The organism is Azotobacter bryophylli, from assembly GCF_042643485.1.
In the GTDB taxonomy this organism is placed as follows: domain Bacteria; phylum Pseudomonadota; class Gammaproteobacteria; order Pseudomonadales; family Pseudomonadaceae; genus Azotobacter; species Azotobacter bryophylli.
The window spans coordinates 570,597-591,856 of sequence record NZ_JBHRSJ010000034.1; the positions used below are offsets into that span (position 1 = coordinate 570,597).

The 21,260-nt window shown below is 64.8% G+C and carries 18 protein-coding genes and 4 tRNA genes; 17 read left to right on the top strand and 5 right to left on the bottom strand.

The features are described from left to right. Positions 1-361 precede the first annotated feature (361 nt). On the bottom strand, positions 362-1,372 hold the full coding sequence (locus ACFOJE_RS18745; protein ID WP_377816291.1) for an acyltransferase: 1,011 nt from the start codon (positions 1,370-1,372) through the stop codon (positions 362-364). A gap of 245 nt (positions 1,373-1,617) precedes the next feature. Between ACFOJE_RS18745 and arfB the strand changes: the two genes are divergently transcribed. Continuing rightward, complete coding sequence (arfB, locus tag ACFOJE_RS18750) at positions 1,618-2,031, top strand: alternative ribosome rescue aminoacyl-tRNA hydrolase ArfB (protein ID WP_377816293.1); 414 nt, start codon at positions 1,618-1,620, stop codon at positions 2,029-2,031. Between the two features lie 21 nt (positions 2,032-2,052). Here arfB and ACFOJE_RS18755 read toward each other — a convergent pair whose 3' ends face one another. Together ACFOJE_RS18755 and phhA are read right to left on the bottom strand one after the other, a co-directional pair. Then, positions 2,053-2,412: a 4a-hydroxytetrahydrobiopterin dehydratase gene (locus ACFOJE_RS18755; protein WP_377816295.1), complete on the bottom strand. Its 360-nt coding sequence runs from the start codon at positions 2,410-2,412 to the stop codon at positions 2,053-2,055. 41 nt (positions 2,413-2,453) lie between these two features. Next, positions 2,454-3,239, bottom strand: a complete 786-nt coding sequence (phhA, locus tag ACFOJE_RS18760; protein ID WP_377816297.1) for a phenylalanine 4-monooxygenase — start codon at positions 3,237-3,239, stop codon at positions 2,454-2,456. Positions 3,240-3,447: 208 nt separating this feature from the next. Between phhA and ACFOJE_RS18765 the strand changes: the two genes are divergently transcribed. The 14 genes from ACFOJE_RS18765 (at position 3,448) to ACFOJE_RS18830 (ending at position 17,821) form a co-directional block, all read left to right on the top strand. Beyond that, the gene (locus ACFOJE_RS18765; protein WP_377816299.1) at positions 3,448-5,013 is read left to right on the top strand and encodes a sigma-54-dependent transcriptional regulator; all 1,566 of its coding nucleotides are present in this window, start codon (positions 3,448-3,450) and stop codon (positions 5,011-5,013) included. A gap of 357 nt (positions 5,014-5,370) precedes the next feature. Further along, entirely contained in the window at positions 5,371-6,198 is an 828-nt protein-coding gene (locus tag ACFOJE_RS18770) for an HpcH/HpaI aldolase/citrate lyase family protein (protein ID WP_377816301.1), read from the top strand. 317 nt (positions 6,199-6,515) lie between these two features. Then, positions 6,516-7,481 carry a GlxA family transcriptional regulator gene (locus ACFOJE_RS18775; protein ID WP_377816303.1) on the top strand — a complete coding sequence of 322 codons (966 nt, stop codon included), beginning with the start codon at positions 6,516-6,518 and terminating at the stop codon, positions 7,479-7,481. 200 nt (positions 7,482-7,681) lie between these two features. After that, the gene (locus ACFOJE_RS18780) at positions 7,682-8,902 is read left to right on the top strand and encodes an aspartate aminotransferase family protein (RefSeq protein WP_377816305.1); all 1,221 of its coding nucleotides are present in this window, start codon (positions 7,682-7,684) and stop codon (positions 8,900-8,902) included. Positions 8,903-9,010: 108 nt separating this feature from the next. Beyond that, positions 9,011-10,030, top strand: coding sequence for an arginine/ornithine succinyltransferase subunit alpha (gene aruF, locus ACFOJE_RS18785; protein ID WP_377816306.1), 1,020 nt, complete (start codon positions 9,011-9,013; stop codon positions 10,028-10,030). A 60-nt stretch (positions 10,031-10,090) separates the two neighbouring features. Further along, positions 10,091-11,131, top strand: coding sequence for an arginine N-succinyltransferase (gene astA / locus ACFOJE_RS18790; RefSeq protein ID WP_377816308.1), 1,041 nt, complete (start codon positions 10,091-10,093; stop codon positions 11,129-11,131). Further along, positions 11,128-12,474: an N-succinylarginine dihydrolase gene (gene astB, locus ACFOJE_RS18795; RefSeq protein ID WP_377816310.1), complete on the top strand. Its 1,347-nt coding sequence runs from the start codon at positions 11,128-11,130 to the stop codon at positions 12,472-12,474. Before astA ends, astB begins: the two co-directional genes overlap by 4 nt. Before the next feature lie 67 nt (positions 12,475-12,541). After that, a complete protein-coding gene (locus ACFOJE_RS18800) occupies positions 12,542-12,823 on the top strand; it encodes a topoisomerase II (RefSeq protein WP_377816312.1) in 282 nt (93 codons plus the stop codon). A gap of 192 nt (positions 12,824-13,015) precedes the next feature. Beyond that, complete coding sequence (alaS, locus tag ACFOJE_RS18805; protein WP_377816314.1) at positions 13,016-15,640, top strand: alanine--tRNA ligase; 2,625 nt, start codon at positions 13,016-13,018, stop codon at positions 15,638-15,640. A 97-nt stretch (positions 15,641-15,737) separates the two neighbouring features. Continuing rightward, complete coding sequence (locus ACFOJE_RS18810) at positions 15,738-16,973, top strand: aspartate kinase (protein WP_377816316.1); 1,236 nt, start codon at positions 15,738-15,740, stop codon at positions 16,971-16,973. A gap of 189 nt (positions 16,974-17,162) precedes the next feature. After that, a complete protein-coding gene (gene csrA / locus ACFOJE_RS18815; RefSeq protein ID WP_003283978.1) occupies positions 17,163-17,348 on the top strand; it encodes a carbon storage regulator CsrA in 186 nt (61 codons plus the stop codon). 61 nt (positions 17,349-17,409) lie between these two features. Next, positions 17,410-17,500, top strand: a tRNA-Ser gene (locus tag ACFOJE_RS18820). Positions 17,501-17,607: 107 nt separating this feature from the next. Next, a tRNA-Arg gene (locus ACFOJE_RS18825) sits at positions 17,608-17,684 on the top strand. 60 nt (positions 17,685-17,744) lie between these two features. After that, positions 17,745-17,821: transfer RNA gene (locus tag ACFOJE_RS18830), tRNA-Arg, on the top strand. A gap of 39 nt (positions 17,822-17,860) precedes the next feature. Here ACFOJE_RS18830 and ACFOJE_RS18835 read toward each other — a convergent pair. Further along, positions 17,861-18,358: a DUF4124 domain-containing protein gene (locus ACFOJE_RS18835; protein ID WP_377816318.1), complete on the bottom strand. Its 498-nt coding sequence runs from the start codon at positions 18,356-18,358 to the stop codon at positions 17,861-17,863. A 319-nt stretch (positions 18,359-18,677) separates the two neighbouring features. On the opposite strand from ACFOJE_RS18835, the gene mgtE reads away from it, so the two are divergent. Further along, a complete protein-coding gene (gene mgtE / locus ACFOJE_RS18840; protein ID WP_377816319.1) occupies positions 18,678-20,123 on the top strand; it encodes a magnesium transporter in 1,446 nt (481 codons plus the stop codon). Positions 20,124-20,327: 204 nt separating this feature from the next. On the opposite strand, the gene ACFOJE_RS18845 is transcribed toward mgtE, so the two are convergent. Continuing rightward, complete coding sequence (locus tag ACFOJE_RS18845; RefSeq protein WP_377816348.1) at positions 20,328-20,651, bottom strand: Arc family DNA-binding protein; 324 nt, start codon at positions 20,649-20,651, stop codon at positions 20,328-20,330. A gap of 293 nt (positions 20,652-20,944) precedes the next feature. Here ACFOJE_RS18845 and ACFOJE_RS18850 point away from each other — a divergent pair. Continuing rightward, positions 20,945-21,019 (top strand) — tRNA-Arg (locus tag ACFOJE_RS18850). Positions 21,020-21,260 lie beyond the last annotated feature (241 nt).

The window sequence follows — 21,260 nt, forward strand, 5'->3', positions numbered from 1 at the left end:
CCGATACGCACTGGCACGAACTCCCGCCATGTGGCGTCACTTTGCTAAGTCATGGTCGGCAGCAACTTCGATCCTCTGTTTCACTGCCGCCGGGCTAACTTGCGGGAGACTGTTCGAGGGTCAGACTAGTTCGAGTTTCCGGTCGCACAATACTTGTTCGTCTTGCTCCGGCGCTTTCTGATTAGTGGTTGCCGGACTTTTCCTGAACGGCATGTTCATCGTTTCCGGAGCGCAACTTCGTCATCGATGGGGCGCCACGTTTTCGTCGTTTAGTTCGAGCCATTCATTTCATTCTTGTCGACGGGCCGGCCACTATTCGGACCAGCCAATAGTGGCTGGCCCGAATAAGGGGCAGTGGCAATCAAATGGTCCTTTTGAGCGGCGGAATTGCCTGGATGAGCCAGGCCGTGGGCAATGACAGGGAAAAGATCGTTATCGCCGCCAGGGGAATCAGGATTGCCGAATGCGATTCCGCCCGCTGCGGCCAGTAATGGTGCAGAACGTCCCAGATCGCCGGATGGATCAGATAGATGCCGAAGGTGAGAGAAGCGGTCGTTCGGGTGAAGCGGGTATTCAGGATCGGTCTTTCCCAGTATTTCAGCAGATACATCACGCTGATGGACATGGGAATGACGGTGACGCTCAGATAACCGTAGAAGTACAACCCCTTGCCGAGGTCGGCATATCTGGCGAGCAGATAGCAGCCGCTCGCCGTGAGCGCGGCCGAGAGGAAGAACACCAGCGACAACCAGGCCCTGGAGGGCGTGCGCCGGTCCGTGTGGATCAGGTGGCCGAGAAAGAAGAAGGGGATGTACCAGAGAAACCAGTCGACGAACAACGCCGGTCCGCCGGGGCGCAGGCACTGGTAGGCGTAGCTGGCGGCCGCGAGGACGAAGGCCAGAGCGACGAGCACGACCAGCTCCTCTCGGGTCGAGGCCTGGATGATCTTGCGGAAGAAGGGCGTGAACAGGTACAGGCCGGTGATCATGTACAAAAACCACATGTGGTAATAGGGGGTGCCGGCCAGCAGCAGCTTGAGCAGTTGCAACGACGTCGGGGCGTTGCCGTTCGAAAGGCCCGCCGCGGCTTGCCAGAGCAGGAAGAAAACGGACCAGAAGAGCAGCGGTATCAGGATCCGGGAGAGGCGTTTGGTATAGAAGGTCTTCAGATCTTCCTGCTTCTGCGGATCGAGCAGGAGTGCGCCGCTGACCATGATGAAGACCGGAACGCACCAGCGGACCAGCGAGTCGTACAGGTTGCCGAACCACCAGTAGGCGGAGCCGACTTCCGCCTCGAGCACGACGTTCGCCGCCACGTGCAGCAGTATCACGGCAAATATCGCGACGATGCGCGTGTTGTCCAACCAGATCATCGGGCTATCCTCCCCGGGAGTGATCGGAATAGGCTCGAAGCGGGACTCGCGGACGATTGCGAAAGCCCAGTATAGGCGACGGGGTAGCGGCGGCATTGCGCCGTAGCCTGAGTCGATGGCTGGCGTCTTGCGCCGCGATGTCGGGGGCACTCGAACGATCGGGCGGCGATATTGTTGATAACTCGGTGATCCAACCGCACCGCGAGCCGCTATCCTGCCCGCCGGTCCTTCTGTCGAGCCCGCCCATGCTGGAAATCTCCAACTCCGTCCATCTGCCCGATAGCGAGGTCGAACTGTCAGCGATCCGCGCCCAGGGCGCGGGCGGGCAGAACGTCAACAAGGTGTCCAGCGCGGTGCACCTGCGTTTCGATATCCGCGCCTCCTCGCTGCCGGCGTTCTACAAGGAGCGGTTGCTCATGCTGCGCGACCAGCGCATCAGCGGCGACGGGGTGATCGTCATCAAGGCGCAGCAGTACCGCACCCAGGAGCAGAACCGCGAGGATGCGCTGCAGCGGCTGGTCGAGCTGATCCGCAGTGCGGCGAAGGTGGAGAAGAAGCGCCACCCGACCAAGCCGACCTACGGCTCGAAGCAGCGCCGCCTGGAGCACAAGGCCAAGCGCGGCGCGGTCAAGGCCGGGCGGGGCAAGGTCGAGTTCTGAGCCGGACCGGCCGTCGACCGGTCATTGCGCTGCGGTCGGGGCGGCGGAAGCGATGGCGTCGGTGCGCGCGGCCATGATGAAGTCGTTGCGGTGCAGTCCCTTGAGCTTGTGGCTCCACCAGGTCACGGTGACCCTGCCCCATTCGGTGAGCAGCGCCGGGTGATGGCCCTCGGCCTCGGCTGCCGCGGCGACGGCGTTGGTGAAGGCCAGCGCCTGGGCGAAGTTCTTGAACGGGAAGATCTTCTCCAGCTGCATCACGCCGTTGCGGATCTCGATGTTCCAGTCGGGTATCTGCTTTATCAGTTCGCTCAGCTCCGTCTCCGAGACCCTGGGCGCATCGGTGCGGCAGGCTTCGCAGTGGGCTTGGGAGAGGTCGGTCATGCTCGGCTCCGGTCGTGTATCGGGTGGGGATGGGCGCGGCTTCAGGCGGCCCGGGGCGGGAACTTCGGCGCATGCAGCCCCAACCGCATGGCCTCGCGGACCTGCGCCATGAGGTCCTCGCCGGCCAGTTCGAACAGCCGGCGCAGATCCGGCAGGACGAAATAGACCGGCTGCAGGATATCGATGCGGTAGGGCGTGCGCATCGCCTCGACGGGGTCGAAGGGCAGGTGCTCCGGCGCCTCGGATAGACAATAGACGCTTTCCTTCGGCGAGGAGAGGATGCCGCCGCCGTAGATGCGCCGGCCGGCCGGGGTGTCGACCACGCCGAACTCCACGGTCATCCAGTAGAGGCGGGCGAGGCAGGCCCGCTCTTCCTTGCTCGCCGCCAGGCCCAGCCGGCCGTAGGCGTGGGTGAAGGCAGCGAACCAGGGGTTGGTCAGCAGCGGGCAGTGGCCGAACAGCTCGTGGAAGATGTCCGGCTCCTGCAGGTAGTCCAGCTCCTCCGGCCGGCGGATGAAGGTGGCCACGGGAAACTGCCGGCTAGCCAGCAGCTCGAAGAAGGTCTGGAAGGGGATCAGCGCCGGCACCCGCGCCACCCGCCAGCCGGTGGCGGCCGCCAGGACGCGGTTGATCTCGTCGAGCTGGGGAATGCGCTCCCGCGGCAGGTCGAGCCGCTCGAGGCCGTCCAGGTACTCCTGGTAGGCCCGCCCCGGCAGCAGCCGCAACTGGCGCTCGATCAGGGTCCGCCAGGTAGCGTGCTCGGTGGCCGTGTAACGGATCAGGCCCCGCTCGTCCGGCTGCCGGGCTACGTAGGTGGTGGCCTTCATGTCGGCCTCCCGCGCCGTGCGCGCACGATGTCCTGTCCAGAGATTTAGCCCGGCCCGGCGGCGCGGCGAGGCGGCCGGTCGGCTCGTTGCCGCCCCTGCCGGGGCGGAGCTGTAAGAAAAGGCTGACGCCCGTCGGAGAGCGGCTTGTCCGGTGCGGCGGGCTGTCCCATATTCCTGACGGGAGTCGGCAAGCCTGCGGGGTTCCGTCATGCGCATCAAGATCCACTGTCAGAACCGGGTCGGCATCCTGCGCGACATCCTCGACCTGCTGGTCGAGTACGGGGTCAACGTCGACCGCGGCGAAGTCGGCGGCGAGGGCAATGCCATCTACCTGTCCTGTCCGAACCTGATCCACCTGCAGCTGCAGGCGCTGACGCCGCGGCTCGAACGCATCCGCGGGGTGTTCAGCGTGCGCCGGGTCGGCCTGATGCCGAGCGAACGCCAGCACCTGGAGCTGCACGCGCTGCTGGGGGCGCTGGAATTCCCGGTGCTGTCCATCGACATGGCCGGTGCCATCGTCGCCGCCAACCGCGCCGCCGCCCAGCTGCTCGGCGTGCGCGTCGACGAGGTGCCCGGCATTTCCCTGGCCCGCTATCTGGAGGAGGAACTCGACCTGCCGGCGCTGATCCGGGCCAACCAGGCCCGCCTCAACGGCGTGCGGGTGAAGATCCGCGACGAAGTTTTCCTCGCCGACATCGCCCCGCTGCAACTGCCGCCGCGGGGCGATGGCGAGACCCTGGCCGGCGCGGTGCTCAGCCTGCACCGGGCGGATCGCCTGGGCGAGCGCATCTATCAGGTGCGCCGGCAGGAGCTGCGGGGGTTCGACGGTATCTTCCAGAGTTCGCGCAAGCTCGCCGCGGTGGTGGACGAGGCGCGGCGCATGGCGCCGCTGGATGCGCCGCTGCTGATCCAGGGCGAGACCGGCACCGGCAAGGAGCTGCTGGCCCGCGCCTGTCACCTGGCCAGCCCGCGCGGCCCGGCGCCGTTCATGGCGCTGAACTGCGCCGGCCTGCCGGAATCCATGGCCGAAACTGAGCTGTTCGGCTACGGTCCGGGCGCCTTCGAGGGCGCGCGTCCGGAGGGCAAGCTCGGCCTGCTGGAGCTGACCGCCGGCGGCACCCTGTTCCTCGATGCGGTGGACGAGATGGGCCCGCGGCTGCAGGCCAAGCTGCTGCGTTTCCTGCAGGACGGCTCCTTCCGGCAGGTCGGTAGCGACGAGGAGGTGCGTCTCGACGTGCGGGTGATCTGCGCCACCCAGCGCGATCTTTCCCTGCTCTGCGCCAGGGGCGAGTTCCGCGAGGACCTCTATCACCGCCTCAACGTCCTCAGCCTGCAGGTGCCGCCGCTGCGCGAATGCCTGGATGGTCTGGAGGCGCTGGCCGGACACTTCCTCGATCAGGCCAGCCGGCAGATCGGCTGTCCGCAGCCGACGCTGTCGCCCCCGGCCCTGGAACGGCTCGCCCACTACCACTGGCCGGGCAACGTGCGGCAACTGGAGAACGTGCTGTACCAGGCGGTTTCCCTGTGCGACGGCGACCCGGTGAAGCCCGAGCACATCCGCCTGCCGGACTATGGCACGCCGCCGCCGCTGGGGGAATTTTCCCTGGAGGGCGGTCTGGACGAGATCCTCGGCCGCTTCGAGAAGGCCGTGCTGCAGCGCCTCTTCGACGAGTATCCGAGCAGCCGGCTGCTGGCCCGGCGCCTGGGGGTTTCCCATACCACCATCGCCAACAAGCTGCGCCAGTTCGGCCTGGGGCGGGAGTCGGGAAGCTGATCCGGCCGCCGGGTAGCACAGTCGTGCTCCCCGCGCCCGGGATGGACTCGCCGAATCGGCCGGACGGTGTCTAGACCTTGGTGTAGTGGTCCGGAGCCGGACTCCGGGACTATAAGGTCCTCGCTGGATCGACGATTCCAGCCAGGTTTTTCATTCCGCTGGGAATGATGGGCGGGCGGCTTGCGGGCCGCCCTCTTTTTTTCTGCCCTCCCTCCGTTTCGACGATCCTTCCGACGCCGCCGCCGGCTCGCCCGGCTGTCTGTTCTGCGCGCCTCGCGGCTGTGGTATGAAGGTCCGTACATTTCTTTCCCGCCTGCCCGGGCCGCCGTCGTCCGGCCGAACTCGAGAAGCGAAGCCATGCAGTCATCCGCCATCCGTACCGCGCTGTTCGTTCCGGCCACCCGTCCGGAGCGTATTCCGAAAGCCCTCGCCAGTGGCGCCGAGGTGGTCATCGTCGATCTCGAGGATGCCGTCGAGGAAAGCCTCAAGGCCGAGGCGCGCGACAATCTGGACGCCTTCCTGACGGACAATCCCGAGGCCCGGCTGCTGGTGCGCATCAACGCGCCCACCCATCCCCAGCAGGCGGCGGATCTGGAACTCTGCGGTCGCCAGGCCGGCATTCGCGGGATAGTGCTGCCGAAGGTCGAGAGCGCGGTGCAGGTCAGCCCGGTGGCGGCGTCCGGCAAGCCGGTGTGGGCGGCGGTCGAGAGCGCCCGTGGCGTGCTGGAGCTGCCGGCGATCGCCCGCGCCGGCGGAGTCGAGCGGCTGACCTACGGCGGTCTGGACCTGGGGCTGGATTTCGGCGTGGCCTGCGGCAGCGAGGCGGCCGAGCGGATTCTCGACCAGGTGCGCTATGCGCTCCTGCTGCACTCGCGGACGGCCCGGCTGGCTCCGCCGCTGGAGACCGTCTTCCCGTCCATCGAGGACCGCCCAGGGCTGCTGCGTCGGGCGCGGACGGCCTGCGACATGGGCTTCGGCGGCCTGTTGTGCATCCATCCGAGTCAGGTGGACATCGTCCATCAGGCCTTCATGCCCACGGTCGAGGAGCTGGCCTGGGCGAGCCGGGTCACGGTCGCCGGCGCCTCCGGCGAGGGGGTGTTCGTGGTCGACGGGCAGATGGTGGATGCGCCGGTGCTGGCGCGCGCCAGGCGCCTGCTGGAGCGCGCCGGCCAGCGGCAGAACTGAGCAGCGTCGCTGCGCCGCATGCCGGTCGCCCGCGCGTCCTGACGGGCAGCCGAGTCGCATCCATCGCGCCTCGTCCCGGCGGTACCGGGACGGGGCGTTTTTCGCGCCGGTTCGCACTACGGAGAGGCAAAACGACGGAGCCTGGCCTAGAATGCTGCTCTTCTGCGCGTCATCCGGTCATACTGGCCGGCCTGCGCATCCGGGGCTCGCCGGGTGCCCCGCTGACCGACAGATCCGTTAGTCCCCGGCATCCGAACTGACACAGGCCATGACTTCCGCAACGCCAACGGCTCCCGCCCACCATCCGATGCGTCACCATGACTGATCGCCGCATCGGTTTCATTCTCTGGCCCGATACCCGTCCCCTGACTCTCGCCCTGGCCGAAGAGGCGCTGTACCTCGCCGGGCAGCTGCAGCCGGAGGCGTCCTACGACCTGCGGGTCCTGCGCATCGAGGAGGACGCCGAGCGGCTGCCCGAGGAGTCCTGGGCCGGTCGGCTGGCGGGCTGCGAGAAACTGTTCCTGCTGGCCGACGAGCCCGCCGTCGGCGTTCCGCCGGCACTGGTCGCCGAGTTGAAGCACGCGGCGCGCGAGGGCTGCATGCTCGGCGGCCTGTCCGCCGGGGTCTACCCGTTGGCCCAGCTCGGTCTGCTCGACGGCTACCGGGCGGCGGTGCACTGGCGCTGGCAGGAGGATTTCGCCGAGCGCTTCCCCCGGGTGGCCACGACCGGCCATCTGTTCGACTGGGACCGCGACCGTCTCACCGCCTGCGGCGGGATGGCCGTGCTCGACCTGCTGCTGGCGGTGCTGGCCCAGGACCACGGCGCCGAGCTGGCCTGCGCGGTCAGCGAGGAGCTGGTGGTCGAGCGTATCCGCGAGGGCGGCGAGCGCCAGCGCATCCCGTTGCAGAACCGTCTCGGCTCCAGCCACCCGAAGCTCACCCAGGCGGTGCTGCTGATGGAGGCCAACATCGAGGAGCCGTTGACCACCGACGAGATTGCCCAGCACGTCTGCGTCTCCCGCCGCCAGCTGGAGCGCATCTTCAAGCAGTACCTGCAGCGGGTGCCGAGTCAGTACTACCTGGAGCTGCGGCTGAAGCGGGCCCGCCAACTGCTGCTGCAGACCGGCAAGTCGATCATCCAGATCGGCCTGTCCTGCGGCTTCTCTTCCGGTCCGCATTTCTCCAGCGCCTACCGCAACTTCTTCGGCGCCACCCCGCGGGAAGACCGCAACCAGCGCCGCAGCGCCGCCTCCGGCGAGGTTTCGGCGCCGGTCGAGCGCTGAGGTCCGGCCGGTGCAAGAATTTTCCGCCGTCCTGCTTCCACTGCGGCACACAGTGTTTAAACTGCGCTATTCCGGTGCGGTCCCCGCGCCGGCGAATCGCGGTCCGCAGCTGCGGGCTCGTCGCACGCGGCGAGGCAGGTCGCGATGGCGTTTCCCCTATCCCCTCATTGCTGGCCTTTACATGGCAGGAGTTTTTCCCGATGTCCGTTGAGCATGCTCAGGTGCAACGCGCCGAATTCGATCAGGTGATGGTCCCCAACTACGCCCCTGCCGCCTTCATTCCGGTGCGCGGCGAGGGTTCGCGAGTCTGGGATCAAACCGGTCGAGAGCTGATCGACCTCACCGGCGGCATCGCGGTCAACTCCCTCGGCCACTGCCATCCGCGCCTGATCGCGGCGCTGACCGAGCAGGCGCACAAGCTCTGGCACGTGTCCAACGTGTTCACCAACGAGCCGACCCTGCGTCTGGCGAAGAAGCTGGAACAGGCCACCTTCGCCGACCGGGCGTTCTTCTGCAACTCGGGCGCCGAGGCCAACGAGGCCGCCTTCAAGCTGGCCCGCCGGGTCGCCCACGACCGCTTCGGGCCGCAGAAGTACGAGATCATCGCCGCGCTGAACAGCTTCCACGGGCGCACCCTGTTCACCGTCAGCGTCGCCGGCCAGCCCAAGTACTCCGACGGCTTCGGGCCGAAGATCGAGGGCATCGCCCATGTGCCCTACAACGATCTGGAAGCCCTGGAAGCCGCGATCTCCGACAAGACCTGCGCCGTGGTGCTGGAGCCGATCCAGGGCGAGAGCGGCATCCTGCCGGCCGAGCAGGCCTACCTGGAAGGCGCGCGCCGGCTGTGCGACCGGCACAATGCGCTGCTGATCTTCGACGAGGTGCAGACCGGCGTCGGCCGTACCGGCGAGCTGTTCGCCTACATGCACTACGGCGTGGTCCCGGACATCCTGTCCACCGCCAAGGGCCTGGGCGGCGGCTTCCCGATCGGCGCCATCCTCACCCGCACCGAGCTGGCCCAGCATTTCTCGGTCGGCGTGCACGGCACCACCTTCGGCGGCAACCCGCTGGCCTGCGCCGTGGCCGAGGCGGTGATCGACGTGGTCAACACGCCGGAGGTGCTGCAGGGCATCAAGGCCAAGCACGAGCGCTTCAAGGCCCGTCTGCAGCAGATCGGCGAGCAGTACGGCATCTTCAGCCAGATCCGCGGCATGGGCATGCTGATCGGCTGCGTGCTCAGCGAGCCCTGTAAGGGCAAGGCCAAGGACGTGCTGGTCGCCGCCGAGCAGGCGGACCTGATGGTGCTCCAGGCCGGTCCGGACGTGGTCCGCCTGGCCCCCAGCCTGGTGATCGAGGATGCCGACATCGACGAAGGCCTGCTGCGCCTGGAGCGTGCCGTCGCCCGGCTGGTCCGCGGCTGATGGCCGGCGGCAGGTCGCTGCCGCCCCGTCGACTTCATGCTGTGATCGGGCCTGCGGGCCCGATTCTTTGAGCGTCGCCCGACGCTTCCGGCAACAGGAGTGAACGCCATGCTGGTGATGCGCCCCGCGCAAATGGCCGACCTGGCCGACGTTCAGCGCTTGGCCGCGGAAAGCCCGGTGGGGGTCACCTCGCTGCCCGACGACAGCGGACGCCTGGGCGACAAGATCGCCGCCTCCCAGGCTTCCCTGGCCGCGGAGGTGAGCTTCAGCGGCGAGGAAAGCTATTTCTTCGTCCTCGAGGACCGTAGCACCGGCCGTCTGGTCGGCTGCTCCGGCATCGTCGCCTCGGCCGGCTACTCCGAGCCGTTCTACAGTTTCCGCAACGAGACCTTCGTGCACGCCTCGCGCGAGCTGAAGATCCACAACAAGATCCATGTGTTGTCGATGTGCCATGACCTCACCGGCAACAGCCTGCTCACCAGCTTCCACGTCGAGCCCGAACTGGTGGGCTCGCCCTGGGCCGAGCTGATCTCCCGCGGGCGCCTGCTGTTCATGGCCAGCCATCCGGAGCGTTTCGCCGACGGGGTGGTGGTGGAGATCGTCGGTCTCAGCGACGAGAGCGGCGACTCGCCCTTCTGGGACGCGGTGGGACACCACTTCTTCGACATGAGCTATGCCGCCGCCGAGCGGCTGTCCAGCCTGCGCAGCCGCACCTATCTGGCCGAGATGATGCCGCACTATCCGATCTACGTGCCGCTCCTGCCGGACGCGGCGCAGGAGGCCATGGGCCAGGTCCACCCGCGGGCGCAGCTCAGCTTCGACATCATGACCCGAGAGGGCTTCGAGACCGAGCACTACATCGACATCTTCGACGGCGGCCCGATCCTGCATGCCCGCACCGGCGGCATCCGCTCCATCGCCCACAGCGCGCTGGCGCCGGTCGAGGTCGTGGCCGCGGGGCAGGGCGGCCGCGCCTATCTGCTGAGTAACGGCGGGCTGCTGGACTTCCGCGCCACGGTGGTCGAGCTGGACTGGACGCCCGGCCAGCCGTTGCTGCTCCGCAGCGAGGTGGCCGAAGCCCTGGGCGTCGCCAGCGGCGGCAGCGTGCGCCTGGTGGCGCTTGATTAGCGCGGCTGGCCGGCTGCCCGCCCGCCGCCGGCCGATCCCGCACGGTTTTCCGGAGGAAAGATGATCGTTCGACCCGTACGCAGTGCCGATCTGCCGGTCCTGATCGAACTGGCCCACAGCACCAGCTCGGGCACCGGACTGACTTCCCTGCCGCCCAACGAGGCGCGCCTGGCGCAGCGCGTCGCCTGGGCCGAGGCGGCCTTTCGCGGCGAGGCCGAGAAGGGCGACGCCGACTACCTGTTCGTGCTCGAGGACGACGAGGGCAGGGTCGTCGGTACCTCCGCGATCACCGGCGCGGTCGGCCTGCGCGAGCCCTGGTACAACTACCGGGTCGGCCTGACGGTCAGCGCCTCGCGGGAGCTCAACCTGTACCGGGAAAACCCGACGCTGTTCCTGGTCAACGACCTGACCGGCAACACCGAGCTGTGCTCGCTGTTCCTGCTGCCGGAGTACCGCAGCGGCCTGAACGGCCGCCTGCTGTCGAAGGCGCGCCTGCTGTTCATCGCCGAGTTCCGCGAGCTGTTCGCCGCCAAGCTGATCTCCGAGCTGCGCGGCATGTCCGACGAGGCGGCCCGTTCGCCCTTCTGGGAGAGCCTGGGCCGGCACTTCTTCAAGATGGAGTTCCGCCAGGCGGACTACCTCACCGGCATCGGCAGCAAGGCCTTCATCGCCCAGCTGATGCCGCGCTTTCCGCTCTATGCCTGCTTCCTTTCGGAAGAGGCGCGCAAGGCCATCGGCCGGGTGCATCCGCAGAGCGAGCCGGCACTGGCGATGCTGGCTGCCGAGGGCTTCAGCCATCAGGGCTATGTCGACATCTTCGACGCCGGCCCGGTGGTCGAGTGCGAGACGGCCAAGGTCCGTGCCGTGCGCGAGAGCCGCACCCTGGTGCTGGCGGTCGGCACGCCCGGAGACGAGGCCGAGCCCTTCCTGATCCATAACCGCGAGTGCCGGGATTGCCGGATCGCCGCGGCGCCGGCGCGGATGGCGGCCGGCACCCTGGTGGTCGATCAGGCCACCGCCCGGCGCCTGCGCCTGGTCCCGGGCGATCAGGTGCGCGCCGTGCCGGTTGCCGCCGAGTCGGCTGCGGAGCTGTGCCCGTGACCGCCTGGGAGGTCAACTTCGACGGCTTGGTCGGGCCGAGCCACAACTATGGCGGGCTGTCCTACGGCAATCTGGCCTCGCAGAGCAGCGGCCAGCAGCTTTCCAACCCCAGGGAAGCGGCCCGCCAGGGGCTGGCGAAGATGAAGGCGCTGCACGACCTGGGCTTCCGTCAGGGCGTGATGGCGCCGCACGAGCGCCCCGACGTGGCCACCCTGCGCCGTCTGGGCTTCGCCGGCAGCGATGCCGAGGTCATCCGTCGGGCGGCCCGTGACTGCCTGCCGCTGCTGGCGGCCTGCAGCTCCGCCTCGAGCATGTGGACGGCGAACGCCTGCACCGTCAGCCCGAGTGCCGATACCGCCGACGGGCGCGTGCACTTCACCGCGGCCAACCTCAACTGCAAGTTCCATCGCTCCATCGAGCACGCCACCACCAGCCGTCTGCTGGCGGCGATGTTCGCCGACCCGCGCCATTTCACCCACCACCCGGCGCTGCCGGAGGTGAGCCAGTTCGGCGACGAGGGAGCGGCTAACCATACGCGCCTGTGCCGTGGCTATGGTGATCCCGGCGTGGAGCTCTTCGTCTTCGGCCGCAGCGCCTTCGACGGCCGTTACCCGGCGCCCGGCCGCTATCCGGCGCGGCAGACTCTGGAAGCCAGCCAGGCGGTGGCGCGCCTGCACGGCCTGGACGCCGGCGGCGTGGTCTTCGCCCAGCAGAATCCGGCGGTGATCGATCGGGGCGTGTTCCACAACGACGTGATCGCCGTGGGCAACGGCGAGGTGCTGCTGTACCACGAGGATGCCTTCCTCGAGCGGGAGCGGGTGCTCGCCGAGCTGGGCGACAAGCTCGCCCACCGTGGTGGCCGGTTGCAGGCGATCGAGGTATCGCGCGAGGCGCTGGATATCGAGGACGCGGTCCAGACCTACCTGTTCAACAGCCAGCTGCTCAGCCGGGCGGATGGCTCGATGCTGCTGGCGGTGCCGGAGGAGTGCCGCGGCAACCCGCGGGTCTGGCAGTACCTGACGGAGCTGACCGCCTCGGGCGGACCGATCCGCGAGGTCACGGTCTTCGACCTCAAGCAGAGCATGCAGAACGGCGGCGGTCCCGCCTGTCTGCGTCTGCGCGTGGTGCTCACCGAGACCGAGCTGCAGGCGGTCAATCCGGGCGTACTGTTTAGCGAAGCGCTGTACACCAGGCTCGACGCTTGGGTCGGCAGGCACTACCGGGACCGCCTGGCCGAGGCCGACCTGGCCGATCCGCAGCTGCTGATCGAGTCCCGTACGGCGCTGGACGAGCTGACGCAGATCCTCGGACTGGGCTCCGTCTATCCTTTTCAACTCGATTGACCTGGCTGATCGCGGACGATCCGCCTCTTTTTCCGCCGCTTATGGCTTATCCCTTGGAGCTGACCTCATGACCGATGCCCTGCAACTCATTCTCGAAGACACCGATGGTACCCAGCTGGAAACCTCCTGCACCCGCTTCGCCGTGGTCTGGCAGGGGCGCGAGGTGTGGATCCAGCAGGCCGGCAACGGCCAGTTGCTGATCGGCGTGGACGTGGAGGAGGGCGACACCGAATACGCCAACCTGCTGCTGCGCCCGATGGCCACCAATCTGGTCAGTCTGCAACTGGAGATGGAACCGGCCGGGGAGGATGACGAGGGGCACGTTCACGGCCCCGAGTGCAATCACTGACCGTTCGTTTTTCCGACCGCACGAAGACCGCCGTGAGCCCGAGTGCCGCGGCGGTCGCTCCGATCGTCTTCCCTGCCTGTCGGGCGGCCGAGAGGCCGAATCTGTACGAAAGCTCTACCGCGCGGGCACAAGGCCGATATAATGCGTCCCTTTGCCAAAACCCGCCGTGGCCGCAGTTCCTTGGGAATGTCTATGAAAAGCGCAGAAATCCGTGAAGCCTTCCTCCGCTTCTTCGAAGAGAAGGGGCACACCCGCGTGGCCTCCAGTTCGCTGATCCCGGCGAACGACCCCACCCTGCTGTTCACCAACGCCGGCATGAACCAGTTCAAGGACTGTTTCCTCGGCCTGGAAAAGCGCCCCTACACCCGCGCCACCACCAGCCAGAAGTGCGTACGCGCCGGCGGCAAGCACAATGATCTGGAGAACGTCGGCTACACCGCGCGCCACCATACTTTCTTCGAGATGCTGGGCAACTTCAGCTTCGGCGACTATTTCAAGCGCGACGCCATCACCTACGCCTGGGAATTCCTGACCTCCGAGAAGTGGCTGAACCTGCCCAAGGAGAAGCTCTGGGTCACCGTCTACGCGACCGACGACGAGGCCTACGACATATGGACCAAGGAAGTTGGCATGCCCGCCGAGCGCATGGTGCGCATCGGCGACAACAAGGGCGCTCCCTACGCTTCCGACAACTTCTGGGCGATGGGCGACACCGGTCCCTGCGGTCCCTGCACCGAGATCTTCTTCGACCACGGCGAGCACATCTGGGGCGGCCCGCCCGGATCGCCGGAAGAGGACGGCGATCGCTACATTGAGATCTGGAACAACGTGTTCATGCAGTTCAACCGCACCGCGGACGGCGTGCTCCATCCGCTGCCGGCCCCGAGCGTGGACACCGGCATGGGCCTCGAGCGCATCAGCGCGGTGCTGCAGCACGTCAATTCCAACTACGAGATCGACCTGTTCCAGAACCTGCTGAAAGCCTCCGCCGAAGCCATCGGCTGTGCCAACGACGACGCGCCGTCGCTCAAGGTGGTGGCCGACCACATCCGCTCCTGCGGCTTCCTCGTCGCCGACGGGGTACTGCCGTCCAACGAAGGCCGCGGCTACGTGCTGCGCCGGATCATCCGTCGTGCCTGCCGTCACGGTAACAAGCTGGGCGCCAAGGGCGCCTTCTTCCACAAGATCGTCGCCGCCCTGGTGGCCGAGATGGGTGATGCCTATCCGGAGCTCAAGCAGCAGCAGGCGCATATCGAGCGCGTGCTGAAGACCGAGGAGGAGCAGTTCGCCAAGACCCTGGAGCAGGGCCTGAAGATCCTCGAGCAGGACCTGGCCGAACTGAAGGGCAAGGTCATCCCCGGCGACGTGGTGTTCAAGCTGTACGACACCTATGGCTTCCCGGTCGACCTGACCGCCGACATCGCCCGCGAGCGCGAGTTGACCGTCGACGAGGAAGGCTTCGAGCGCGAGATGCAGGCCCAGCGTGAGCGTGCCCGCTCCGCTAGCGCCTTCGACATGGACTACAACAGCCTGATCAAGGTGGAAGGGGAGACCCGCTTCACCGGCTACGACACCACCACCGGTACCGGTCGGGTCCTGGCCCTGTTCAGGGAGGGCATGAGCGTCGAGCGCCTGAGCGCGGGCGAGGAGGGCGTGGTGGTCCTCGACCAGACGCCTTTCTATGCCGAGTCCGGCGGTCAGGCGGGCGACTGCGGCTATCTGGCCGCCGACGGCCTGCGCTTCGAGGTGCGTGACACCACCAAGGTCGGTGGTGCCTCCCTCCATCATGGCATCCTCAGTGCCGGCAGCCTGAGTGTCGGCAATGCGGTCGAGGCCGTGGTCGATCCTTCCGTGCGTCAGGCCACCGCACTCAACCACTCGGCCACCCATCTGCTGCACGCCGCGCTGCGCCGGATCCTCGGCGAGCACGTGGCCCAGAAAGGCTCGCTGGTGGACAGCCAGCGCCTGCGCTTCGACTTCAGCCACTTCGAGGCGATAAAGCCCGAGCAGATCAAGGCCCTGGAAGAGCTGGTCAACGCCGAGATCCGCAGGAACAGCCCGGTGGAAACCGAGGTCACCGACATCGACAGCGCCAAGCGCAAGGGCGCCATGGCACTGTTCGGCGAGAAGTACGGCGATACCGTGCGCGTGCTGACCATGGGCGGCGGCTTTTCCGTCGAGCTCTGCGGTGGCACCCACGTGACCCGTACCGGCGACATCGGCCTATTCAAGATCGTCAGCGAGGGCGGGGTGGCTGCCGGCGTGCGCCGCATCGAGGCGGTCACCGGTGCCCACGCGCTGGTCTACCTGAACGGCGCCGAGGAGCAGCTCAAGGATGTCGCCGCGCTGGTCAAGGGCAGCCGCGACAACCTGCTAGACAAGCTGACCGGTCTGCTCGAGCGCAACCGCCAGCTGGAGAAGGAGCTGGAGCAGCTCAAGGCCAAGGCGGCGAGCAGCGCCGGCGACGACCTGGCCGGTTCCGCACTGGAAGTGAAGGGTGCCAAGGTCCTCGCTGCCCGGCTCGACGGCGTCGACGGCAAAGGGCTGCTGGCACTGGTCGACCAGCTGAAGAACAAGCTGGGTAGCGCCGCGATCCTGCTGGGCGGCGAGTCGGACGGCAAGGTCGTGCTGGTCGCCGGGGTGACCCAGGATCTGACCGGCAAGCTCAAGGCCGGCGATCTGATGAAGCAGGCCGCTGCGGCGGTCGGCGGCAAGGGTGGCGGCCGCCCGGACATGGCTCAGGGTGGCGGTACCGATGTCGGGGCGCTGGACCAGGCGCTCGCTCTGCTCATGCCGTTCGTCGAAGAGCGGCTGTAAGGGGCGACAAGCGCTTGTCGGCAGGCCTGCCGAATCTTGGCAGTGGTCTGCGTTGAATGTTTAATGGCGCCCTTTTACGGGCTAGGTGGCTTTTTAAATGGCGTTGATCGTACAGAAATTCGGAGGCACCTCCGTCGGCTCTGTCGAGCGTATCGAGATGGTGGCCGAGAAGGTCAAGAAATTCCGTGAGAATGGCGACGATATCGTGGTCGTGGTCTCGGCCATGAGCGGCGAAACCAATCGCCTGATCGCCCTAGCCAAGCAAATCAGCGATCAGCCGGTACCGCGCGAGCTCGATGTTATGGTGTCCACCGGCGAGCAGGTGACCATCGCTCTCTTGGCCATGGCGCTGATCAAGCGCGGCGTGCCGGCGGTATCCTATACCGGCAATCAGGTGCGCATTCTGACCGACAGCGCCCACACCAAGGCGCGCATCCTGCAGATCGACGACCAGAAGCTGCGTGCCGACCTCAAGGCCGGGCGCGTGGTGGTGGTGGCCGGATTCCAGGGTGTGGACGAGCACGGCAACATCACCACCCTCGGTCGCGGTGGCTCCGATACCACTGGCGTGGCCCTGGCCGCGGCGCTGAAAGCCGACGAGTGCCAGATCTATACCGATGTCGATGGCGTCTACACCACCGATCCGCGCGTCGTGCCGAAGGCCCGGCGCCTGGAGAAGATCACCTTCGAGGAAATGCTGGAAATGGCCAGCCTGGGCTCCAAGGTGCTGCAGATCCGCTCGGTGGAGTTCGCCGGTAAGTACAATGTCCCGCTGCGCGTGTTGCACAGTTTCCAAGAGGGTCCCGGCACCCTCATTACCATCGATGAAGAGGAATCCATGGAACAGCCGATCATCTCCGGCATTGCCTTCAATCGCGACGAAGCCAAGCTGACCATTCGTGGCGTGCCGGACAATCCCGGCGTGGCGTTCAAGATCCTCGGTCCGATCAGTGCAGCGAATATCGAGGTGGACATGATCGTGCAGAACATCTCGCACGATAACACCACCGATTTCACCTTCACCGTGCATCGCAATGATTACCTGAATGCCATGCAGGTGTTGCAGAACACCGCCCGCGAGATCGGGGCGCGGGAGGTCATCGGCGATACCGATATCGCCAAGGTGTCCATCGTCGGTGTCGGCATGCGTTCCCATGCTGGAGTAGCCAGCCGTATGTTCGAAGCGTTGGCGAAGGAAAGCATCAATATTCAGATGATCTCCACCTCGGAAATCAAAGTGTCCGTGGTTATCGAGGAGAAATATCTGGAGCTGGCGGTGCGTGCTCTGCATACCGCATTCGAACTGGATGCTCCCGCCCGACAAGTTGAGTAACCCGTATCGTGGAAAGGCGCAGAAATTCTGCGCCTTTCGTCGTTTTGGCTGGGAGGCAAAACCTTTCCTTTTGCCTGCTCTGGTCAATACTTGGGTGTATAGTCTTCTGGGAATGGCTGATTCTCAGGATTATTGCCTTTTTTATTTTGCAGACTGTTGTCCTGTTGATTTCCCGTAAAGGAGAAAGGAATGCTGATTCTGACTCGTCGGGTCGGAGAGACCCTGATGGTGGGTGATGATGTCACTGTCACTGTGTTGGGTGTGAAAGGTAACCAGGTGCGTATTGGGGTCAATGCGCCGAAAGAGGTTGCTGTTCATCGCGAAGAGATTTACCAGCGCATTCAGAAAGAAAAAGATCAAGAGCCAAGCCATTAATTTTTCTGAATTTTTGGCTTTGCAATCGGGGCAAAGGTAGGTATTATACGCCCCGTGTTGCGGAGAGGTGGCCGAGAGGCCGAAGGCGCTCCCCTGCTAAGGGAGTACACCTCAAAAGGGTGTCGGGGGTTCGAATCCCCCCCTCTCCGCCATTAACGCCTAATAGGGATATTGTTCGACTTTGACGTAGGTTGTTGAAAGATAATCGAAATTAAGCTTGAACAAAGATTTTGAATCTCTATAATGCGCGGCGCTAAGCGCACTCATAGCTCAGCTGGATAGAGTACCCGGCTACGAACCGGGCGGTCGGAGGTTCGAATCCTCCTGAGTGCGCCATATTTGAACACCTTGGCTGGTGTTCGAGCCAGAGGTGATCTGGTTTATCAAGCACCACACGCACTCATAGCTCAGCTGGATAGAGTACCCGGCTACGAACCGGGCGGTCGGAGGTTCGAATCCTCCTGAGTGCGCCATATCGAGAAGGGCCTGCAGCAATGCAGGCCCTTTTTTATTCAGCGCTTCTCTGTCACGCAGCCGTTCTCGTCGAAGCTGATTTGTCGTGTGCGTCCGCCGTCACGGTACAGGTAGCGACTCCGGCCATTGTTGCCGGTGACCCTGTCCGGAGCGCCCAGTGCGCTTTCCACGTCGGCACGGGTCATGCCGGGGCGAATGTGCCTTTTGATTACTGCCTCGCGACGCTCGCGGCCGACGATTCGGTTCCCGCAGCCATCGTCCCGTTGGCCCACGACCGTGACTTTCTCTAGGCTGTTCTGTGCCTCCGATCGGCTTTCACGATGTCTGGTCTTGCTCCCCAGTGTCACGGGCGCTCCACTGCTCGGCGTGGGGTTGAAAGCCTGCTGGATATCCTGCTGCTGGTCCGTCGTGCAGCCCTGCAGGGTATAGGTGACATGCCCATTCGGCGCTTGGCAGCGGAATACGTTAGAGGCAAGCAGTGGAGTAGCAGAGCCGAGCAGCAGCATGACGATGGCTGTTCGGGGCAATTGGTGCATGGCGTCCTCCTTGACCGGACCGGATAAAAAGGGACTCAAGTCTAGTCTCACCTCGATTGAGCTGGCGTGTTCCAAGTCGCTTCATGCCAGCGTGGGCGGTGATATGGGGCCGAGGTTTACGACGCAAGCATTTGTTCTGGCCGCTTTTCGGGCGCGTGCAAAGCTTTCCGGCAGTGTTATCATTACGCCTGTCTGCCCCGCGGGGGTATGTGGAAAACCACCATGGACTTACCCAGTAGTTACTTCATCCGATTTGAACAATCACGTATTGACTGATTGATACCCTTGGCGTGCTCCGCTGCTGGGGGTGGAGCTTGCTATGACCGATGCCGAAGCCAAGAAGCCGCAAGAAAGCCTGCAAGACCGCCTCACCCAGGTGGTCGATCTTTTGCACAGGCAGCGGCTGGTCGAAGAGCTGACCCATCGACAGGAAGGTCCTCATCACCAATTGGTCGAGGATCTCGTACACCGACAGAACCTCGCCGAGTTGCAGCGTAAGCTCAACGAGCTGCACCCAGCCGACATCGCCCGCATTCTCGAAGCCCTTCCCCTCGAAGACCGCCTGACCATCTGGCAGTTGGTCAGAGCCGAGCGGGACGGCGACATCCTCCTCGAAGTATCCGATGCGGTCCGCGAAACGCTGATCGCGGACATGGACGATCATGAGTTGATCGCCGCCGCCAAGGAGATGGACGCCGACGAGCTCGCCGACCTGGCGCCGGAGTTGCCGCGCGATGTGGTCCATGAGCTGATGGAGTCCCTCGACGCACAGCAGCGAGAGCGGGTTCGGTCGGCACTGTCCTACGATGAAGATCAGGTCGGCGCACTGATGGACTTCGAGATGGTCACCATCCGCGAAGACGTCAGTCTGGAAGTGGTATTGCGCTACTTGCGGCGTTTCAAGGAGTTGCCGAGTCATACCGATAAACTGTTCGTGGTCGATTATGACGGCATGCTGAAAGGCGTGCTGCCGATCAAACGGCTCCTCGTCAGCGATCCTGAGATACAGGTCGGCGAGATCATGGCTGTCGATCCGGTCAGTTTTCATCCCGACGAGAATGCTTACGATGCTGCCCAGGCCTTCGAGCGTTACGACCTGGTGTCCGCTCCGGTAGTGGACAAGAACGGCAAGCTGATCGGTCGTTTGACCATCGACGAAATGGTCGACCTGATCCGCGAGGAAGGCGAAAGCGAAGTGCTGAACATGGCCGGTTTGCGCGAAGAGGAAGATATCTTCGCCTCGGTCTGGAAGTCGGTGGGCAACCGTTGGTCCTGGCTGGCGGTGAACCTGGTCACTGCCTTCCTCGCCTCGCGGGTGATCGGCCTGTTCGAAGGCTCCATCGAGAAGCTGGTGGCGCTTGCTGCCCTGATGCCTATCGTCGCGGGGATCGGGGGCAATTCGGGCAATCAGACTATCACCATGATCGTTCGTGCCATGGCGCTCGATCAGATCAGCAGTACCGGCAACACTGCCCGTCTGCTACGCAAGGAGTTGGGGGTGGCGCTGATCAACGGCTTGGTCTGGGGTGGCGTGATAGGGGCGGTCGCCTATCTGCTCTATGACAGTTGGTCACTGGGGCTGGTGATGACGGCCGCGATGACCCTGAATCTGCTTCTGGCAGCTTTGATGGGGGTCCTGATCCCGATGACACTGGCCAGGCTGGGCCGGGACCCTGCCATGGGGGCCAGCGTGATGATTACCGCCATGACCGACAGTGGCGGCTTTTTCATCTTTCTTGGGTTGGCCTCGTTGTTCCTGCTCTAGCTGGCCAACTACACCCATTTGCGGTTAACCGTACTATGCGTGTCAGCCAAGAGGCAGCTGCCGCTTGGCTTGGCGGAGTCGCCGTATCTCGCCGCGAGACGAGGAAGGGCTCTTCTGCCGTCAAACAGGCTTATGTGGATAAGCCTGTTTTTCCGTTACCGCCGGAGGCAAAGGCTCGACTGATGGCTGTTGCGAAACCATTGGTCAGGCTTCCGCGGCGAGCTCTGTATCGTGGGCGATCAGGGCCACCAGAGCGTTTTGCTGGCGCCGGGTCAGTTGGCGGAAACGCTGGAGCAATTCGCGCTCATGCAGGGACAGTTCCGGGCTGTCCAGACGCATGTTGAGATCCTCGTCCAGTGCGCCTTCCTGAAGCAGACTTTGCTCGAGGCGAGCGATGATCTCGGAGTTCATGCTGCGATGGTGATTTCGCGCTACTTCGGCGATACGTTCGCGCATCCCGTCTGGAAGGCGGACGACGAATTTGTCAGCGGTACGGCTGGAATAGATAGCCTGTTTCATAGGGCGCATAGATTTGACCGAAGAGTTGTAGTTGAATGCTGGCAAATAGCTGGTAAGCCTGTCATCGGTATGACTCCGGTTCGTTGCAGTGGTTCACTTATTCCGGCCACAAAAAGTGGAAGAGGACAGGTTTTCCAGTGCATATCGGGGCTTTGAGTCGGTGGATGGTTCATCGTTCTCCAAGCGACATGACAAACTTTTTCCCGGCGGCTAACATGCCGCCCCGTCAGACGATGGCTGATGCAGCAAGGCTGGATTTACGCTCCGGCAAAAATGCGTACAATGCCTGGCCTCAGCAAGCTGTCCCCTTAGTTCAACGGATAGAATAAGCCCCTCCTAAGGGCTAGATGCTGGTTCGATTCCAGCAGGGGACGCCATTTTTACCCGCTTGGTTCCTCCCGTCAGGCAGAAGCTGTCGCCTGCTCCCCTTTTCCTCTCTACTCTGTCTCCGCTTTCTCTCGCGGGGTCGTGTGCCAGCCGCCCCCAAAGTCAACGCCTTTCCTAGGTTCTGTATGAAAAGTCGGTGCAGGTAGAATCGTCGCCATGATTGGCTGGAGGCCCACATGGCAAGGCGCTACGAACTCCCGGATACGGGCTGGGAGTTGATCAAGGATCTAG